This is a genomic window from Allobacillus saliphilus (assembly GCF_018138385.1).
Lineage (GTDB): Bacteria > Bacillota > Bacilli > Bacillales > Alkalibacillaceae > Allobacillus > Allobacillus saliphilus.
Genome location: NZ_JAGSIE010000055.1, coordinates 1 through 5,902, shown reverse-complemented (window position 1 = coordinate 5,902; position 5,902 = coordinate 1). Strand labels below are relative to the sequence as shown.

Below are 5,902 nucleotides of genomic sequence, written 5' to 3'. Positions count from 1 at the left end.
GTTTCAACCCCAATCGAAACAAAATATTTGCCGGAAGCATTGCGTCTGATCGTCGCATTCAGAATCCGTCCTTCAACTTCACGGCTTTTCTTAAACGGAACGAGGCCTAGCTTCGGTAATTGTATTTTGTTATCCAAGACGGCAATATTTCCGTTTGTGTATTTGGTTGTGTAGGATTGGATCTTGTTCTTTTTCGATTTAAAACGTGGACGCTGATTCTGTTTCTTGAAGAATCGTGTGTAGGAGTCGGCGAGAGCTTTCAAGGAAGATTGCAAGGCTATACTGTCGACTTCCTTTAACCAAGCCAATTCCTTTTTTAGTTGTGTTAATTGCTTGGAACAGCTATTGTATGTCAATCTTTTACCTGTATTTTGGTAAGATTTTTCCCACTCACTTAGAAAGTGATTAAAGACAAAACGGCTACATCCAAGCGTTTTTGCAATGAGGATTTCTTGTTGTTTATTGGGATAGATTCGAAATCGATAGGCTTTGTTTACCTGCAAGATTACTTCACCCCTAACAAGGAAACGTATGTTCTTATTATACACTACCAGCTTGTGATATGGGAAGTAATAACCTCATTTTCGGACAAGAGGCTGGGACATAATCGTTAAAGTTAACACAGAAACGAACATCCTAATTCAGTGTAGTGGAAATACCCGCTTCGGAAATATACTCCGCTTTTCGCGGGCAGCTGTTGAGCCTCCTCGTGCTACGCACTGCGGGGTCTCACCTAAGCTTTTTCTCCCGCAGAAGTCTACGTATATTTCCTACGCTAAGTTGGATTGTTATTCGTGTTTCTTAGTTTATAACCTTGATTTGTCCCAGCCTCTTGTCCGAAGGCGATTCATCTCCACCCTGGCTTCGCCTGAGGATGGAGTCTTCTCGCCTAAAATGATAAAGAACCCTTCGTCGTTCAATTCAACTCTGGCATCACTAACGTAGTGTTTTTTTAAATTTGTAATAGGTTGCCAAGCATGTAAAATTAAATTTTGCATAAGATTATCTCCTTTCTTACTTTGTCGGTCTTATCCATCCTGAGAGTAGAAGGGAACGAAAGTGAAGGGTAACCATCTTTACTATTATAAGATGCCAATGTTCTACCATCCGGAAGTTTTTTTAGTATTGCACCTGGCGGATATTGTAGTTTTCCGGGCATTTTATCAAAGTCTATATCTCTTTGGCGCGATTTTCCACTTTTTTCATAGTTAACAACATCTCTTGTCTCCCTTGTTAATCGTGCTGATAATTTAATTCCATTCCATGTATTACCTGCATTTCCACACTGTATAGTAATTAAATCACTGTCACTTTGAGTAAAATACTTTGATGAATTCCCATCGAATTCTTGAACGGATGACAGGCTTTTAATACCACACCCTGGAAGAATCGCTTCTGACTCCCTTAAATAAGATTAATCCTCCTACAGTGGTAATATAATTAATAATTCTATGTATATATTAAAAGGTATTCAGGCGCAAATCAAAACAAAACAGGGGGCACCCCACCCCCTGTTTATCTACTGCTGTAACTGGTGTTTTAAATTACGTTTGAGAATTTTACCGGTCGTATTTTTCGGTAACTCTTCAAGGAATTCAATTTCTTTTGGTTGCTTGTATTTGGCAAGTTTTTCTTTACAGAGAGCAACTAGTTCCTCTCTTGTTACTTGATCATCGTTCACGACGACATAAGCGATAATCGCTTCTCCGAGGTTTTCATCCGGAACGCCGATGACGGCAACTTCGCTCACCTTGCCATGACCATAAAGAACCTCTTCTATTTCTCTTGGATAAACGTTATACCCACCGACCAAAATCAATTCTTTCTTCCGGTCAACAATATAGAAGTACTCGTCTTCATCCATACGAGCCATATCCCCAGTATACAACCATCCATCTTTAATCGTCGCTTGGGTTTCTTCAGGCATTTTATAATAACCTTTCATCACGTTCGGACCTCGAACTATCAATTCACCGACTTGACCTATTGGTACCTCTTCTCCATTTTCATCAACCACTTTATTTTCCACGTTTGTGATACTTCTCCCGATCGAGCCTGCTTTTCGTGGCCGGTCCAATGGGTTAAAACATGTAACCGGAGAAGATTCCGATAATCCATAGCCTTCTGATAAACGAATATTGAATCGTTGTTCGAATTTTTCTAATAAGGCGACAGGCATCGATGCACCCCCGGATATGCAAAAACGAATGCTTGAGAAGTCTTTAGCCTCTTCATCTGGATATTGCAAGAGATAGTTATACATCGTTGGAACGCCTGCAAAGATTGTTGCTTGATGCTCTTTAATGACGCGGAATACTTCTTCAGGTGAAAATTTCGGTACGATTAGAACAGTTCCACCATTTACCAATGGCGCATTCAGTGCAACGGTTAAACAAAAGACGTGAAACATTGGTAGCGCAGCAACGACACGATCATTCGCATCAATCGTTAAATATTCCGCTACATCCCGCGCATTAGAATAAAGATTTTTGTGTGTAAGCATTGCGCCTTTTGGTTTACCCGTCGTTCCAGAAGTATAGAGAACGACAGCAGTATCATCTTCATCCAATGTTGGACGGTCGAGTTCCAAGCTTCCTGCTTTCGTTAATTTTTCAAATGAAGAAATCTTTTCTGCTAATGAAGACGTACTTAAATCATTATCAGGACTCGTTGCACCGACAATATAGTGTTGGATTCCCGGAACCTTTTGATCGAGATGTACAAATTTCTCCATTAACACATCTAACGTAATGACACCTTTGACATCACCGTTCGTCATAATGTAAGCCATTTCTTCAACCGTATAAATAGGATTGACCGGTATAACAGTTACACCCAATCGCATCGCACCATAAAGACCGATAATGAAATGAGGTGTATTTCCCACAACTAAAGCGATATGGTCTCCTTTTTCATATCCAAGTTCTTTCAAACTAGATGCAAATTTCGTTACAGCACCTTCCAATTCTCGATAAGAAGTTTCTTCATCATTAAAAATATAAGCCGTTTTTGTTAAATTTTCCTTTGCAGTCAAGGAAAGTTGATCACTTAAATTCATACCCTTCCTCCTTTGTTATGTATCTCTCTTTAGAAATGAATGAATAATCATTCAATTTTCATTATTCTATTATAGTTTATTTGACACGATTCATCAAGAAACCCCTTTCATTTTTCAGAAAAAATAAATAAACTGAGATGTTATACTTGAATTTATCGCCTGAGAGAGTGGTTTCCATCGAATATTAAGCAATGGCATTTTTTGAGCGGTTAGAATTAGTTATTGAGCGGTTTGAGCGATTGGTCGAGCGGTTGTACTCGATTATTGAGCGGTTCGGGCGCCTGGTCGAGCGGTTAAACTCAATTATTGAGCGGCTTAAACGGCTGGTCGAGCGGTTTGACCCATGCTTGCCGTGTCTCCAATCAAGTATGAAAAAATTCTATAAAAAAAGTGGAGACATCTTAATTGATGAGCTCCACTTTTTTTTCGTCTGTGAATCGTTTAATCCGTTACCAGCGGCTTCCCCGCAGATAATTGATGACATTCATGAAATGCGAACTGTTTACAACCTATACATTTTGGATGATCGATAATCGATATCGCATGATCGAGCGCTTGACCGGTATGCTCAAAAATATTTTCTTCTCCGATGTCATCGTATAGATTGGAAGATTTTAAGATTTCCCTTAGCTTTGGACTAATCCCCGACAAAATAATCGTTCCGCCTTGTTTATTAAAATGACTCACAACATTAGATAAGTTGGCAATTCCTGTTGTGTCCATGAAAGGAACTTTGCTCATTCGTAACAGTAAAGCTTTTGGTCGATAGTGGATCGAATCCATGACACGTTGTTCAAATACTTGGGCTGCACCGAAAAAAAGCGGTCCTTCAATCGTGTAAATTTCAATTTGCGGACAATTTCTAGTCGCATCAACCATATAGGCCTCAACAGTCTCATTGGTTTGTGAATGATCCGGCAATACTTTGGAGACGACTAGTAAATTACTCATGCGTCTTGCAAACATTATTAGTGCAAGGACAAGACCAGTCATGACAGCTATCGTAATCGTCGTAAAAACGGTCAATAAGAAAGTGGCAACCAAAATGAGTGAATCACCGGTTCTCATTTTCAATAAATGAGCGAAATGACGACGATCACTCATATTCCATGCAACAATCATCAAAACAGGTGCCATGCTCGCGAGTGGGATGAGTGATGCATACGGCGCAAATAGGAGTAAAGTCAACAACACAAATACACCATGAAATACGCCCGACATCCTGGTGACAGCTCCTGTTTTAATATTCGTCGCTGTCCGTGCAATTGCGCCAGTCGCAGCAATCCCACCAAATAGCGGTGTCACGATGTTCGCGATCCCTTGCCCTATTAATTCTCGGTTACTATCATGCTTACTCCCAGCCATTCCATCAGCAACAACAGCCGAAAGTAAAGACTCAATTCCTCCTAAAGCAGCGATCGTCAGTGCGGGAACGAGCATTGGTTGAATTCGTTCCCATGTCAGTTCAGGAAATTGAAATTCTGGAAGGCTCGATGGAATACTTCCGAATACAGAACCGATTGTCGGTACTTGATCAGTAAAAAAGATTGTTGCGATAATCGTAGAAACAATCAATCCGACGATTGCTCCAGGAATTTTTGGAAACAGTTTAGGTGTGAGTAATATAATGGCCATACATAACGAGGCTATAAAAATGCTAGAAAGTTGAGTTAGATGTAAATGATTCCAAATTTCACGGATATTCAATATAAACCTTGAATGTTGTTCAATCGAAGTAATTCCTAAAAAATTCGCGATTTGTCCGGTAAAAATAATTACCGCAATACCTGCCGTAAATCCCACCGTTACTGGTCGAGGCATAAACTTAATTAACGAGCCTAATTTAAAAAGCCCCATGAATAGTAACATGAAGCCTGCCAGTAACCCCGCAATCAGTAGATTTTCATATCCATAAATGGTTACAATTCCTAACAAAACTGGAACAAAGGCTCCCGTAGGACCTCCGATTTGAAACTTTGAACCACCAAATAGAGAGATTAAAATTCCAGCGATGATCGCTGTATAAAGTCCATATTCCGGTCTTACGCCAGAAGCCGTAGCAAAAGCCATCGCTAAAGGAATTGCAATCATCCCTACTGTCAGGCCAGAGATTAAATCTTTTTTTAAATCACTAAACGAGTAATTTTTGATTGTATTCTCATAGAAACGATTCATGAATTTCGTTTCACTTCTTTCTCATTCGTATTCTCATCATTGGTATCTAATTCTTCTAAAATAGAGATCGTACTGACGAGATGATTATTAAAGATCTCCTTCGCTACATCCAAAAGCTTCATGATCGATGGGTCTCTTAATGAATAAACGACTTGTTTCCCATGCTTTGTACCAGTTACAATATTTTTATTACGCAAAACGCTTAATTGCTGAGAAACAGCTGATCCTTCACTATTTAATATGGTTTGTATTTCATTGACACTTTTTTGACCTTCCGCCAATAATTCTAAGATTCGTATTCGTAAAGGATGTGCTAATGCTTTAAAGAAATCTGCTTTGAATTCTTGTAAATCGTCCCACATCGTATCGATCTCACTCCTTCTTACATATTCAAATATTTGAATATGTATATCTAACTCTATCATACCATGTTTAACTTTTAATTCAAGATAGCTGATGGTTGGTTAGCAACGAAAAGGGTGAGGAGTGGAGTGAATTGAAAATCCACAGTCGTTTAGGAATGAACGGAGAACTTTACTACATAAGAGGAAGGTAAATAGTTGTACATTGGGGCTTCTCAATTTGAGGTAGGAAGCGCTCTATTCAACGATAGAGCACTAACTTTACGTCCTTTCGTCGAATAGAAGCGCTCTATTATACGGTAGAGCA

General features: G+C 39.4%; 5 protein-coding genes. All 5 read right to left on the bottom strand.

What is annotated here, in order from left to right; all coding sequences use genetic code 11:
- Positions 1-503, bottom strand: a 503-nt coding sequence (locus KC820_RS12975) for an RNA-guided endonuclease TnpB family protein (RefSeq protein ID WP_212371683.1), incomplete at its 3' end; no start/stop codon positions are given.
- Positions 504-806: 303 nt separating this feature from the next.
- Positions 807-998, bottom strand: a complete 192-nt coding sequence (locus KC820_RS12970; protein ID WP_212371681.1) for a hypothetical protein — start codon at positions 996-998, stop codon at positions 807-809.
- Positions 999-1,519: 521 nt separating this feature from the next.
- Positions 1,520-3,058 carry a fatty acid--CoA ligase family protein gene (locus KC820_RS12965; protein ID WP_212371674.1) on the bottom strand — a complete coding sequence of 513 codons (1,539 nt, stop codon included), beginning with the start codon at positions 3,056-3,058 and terminating at the stop codon, positions 1,520-1,522.
- Positions 3,059-3,499: 441 nt separating this feature from the next.
- Entirely contained in the window at positions 3,500-5,233 is a 1,734-nt protein-coding gene (locus KC820_RS12960) for a SulP family inorganic anion transporter (protein WP_212371672.1), read from the bottom strand.
- Positions 5,230-5,595 carry an ArsR/SmtB family transcription factor gene (locus KC820_RS12955; protein WP_212371684.1) on the bottom strand — a complete coding sequence of 122 codons (366 nt, stop codon included), beginning with the start codon at positions 5,593-5,595 and terminating at the stop codon, positions 5,230-5,232. The genes KC820_RS12960 and KC820_RS12955 overlap by 4 nt, the downstream gene beginning before the upstream one ends.
- Positions 5,596-5,902 lie beyond the last annotated feature (307 nt).

What these genes read in the sequence shown, in the direction of transcription:
- KC820_RS12960 (WP_212371672.1), bottom strand. Translation starts at nt 5,233, where the DNA reads ATGAATCGTTTCTATGAGAATACAATCAAAAATTACTCGTTTAGTGAT.
- KC820_RS12965 (WP_212371674.1), bottom strand. Translation starts at nt 3,058, where the DNA reads ATGAATTTAAGTGATCAACTTTCCTTGACTGCAAAGGAAAATTTAACA.
- KC820_RS12955 (WP_212371684.1), bottom strand. Translation starts at nt 5,595, where the DNA reads ATGTGGGACGATTTACAAGAATTCAAAGCAGATTTCTTTAAAGCATTA.
- KC820_RS12970 (WP_212371681.1), bottom strand. Translation starts at nt 998, where the DNA reads ATGCAAAATTTAATTTTACATGCTTGGCAACCTATTACAAATTTAAAA.